Genomic DNA, 369 nt, shown 5'->3' on the forward strand with positions numbered 1-369 from the left:
ACCCCCTCGGCCACGGGCATGATGCCCATGGCCGTGCACGCCTCGAGAATCGCGCGCACGATCGCCTGCCGAGGGCCGTCCGAATGGATATTCTGGATGAGCTTGCGGTCGATCTTGAGCTTGTCGGGCTGGAATTCGGCCAGCAGGGACAGGCCGGCAAAGCCCGCGCCAAAATCGTCAATCGCCACGCCGATCCCGGCTCTGCGCAAACGTTCGATGGCAGCGCCGAAATCCCCCTGGTTGGCGACGGCCTCCTGCTCGGTAACCTCGACGATCACCTGTTGGGGCGACAGGCCGCATGCGGCGATCTGGTCAAGCAGATGGTCCACCGCCGCGGGATCCGCAACCAACGACATGGGCAGCAGATTC

1 protein-coding gene is annotated in these 369 nt (G+C 64.8%); it reads right to left on the bottom strand.

The features are described 5' to 3' along the window. Nucleotides 1-369: EAL domain-containing protein (locus RCF13_RS07405; RefSeq protein ID WP_308141029.1), on the bottom strand; the 369-nt coding region annotated here is incomplete at both ends.

Origin of the sequence: Stenotrophomonas maltophilia group sp. RNC7, from assembly GCF_030910085.1 — a bacterium.
Classification (GTDB): domain Bacteria; phylum Pseudomonadota; class Gammaproteobacteria; order Xanthomonadales; family Xanthomonadaceae; genus Stenotrophomonas; species Stenotrophomonas sepilia.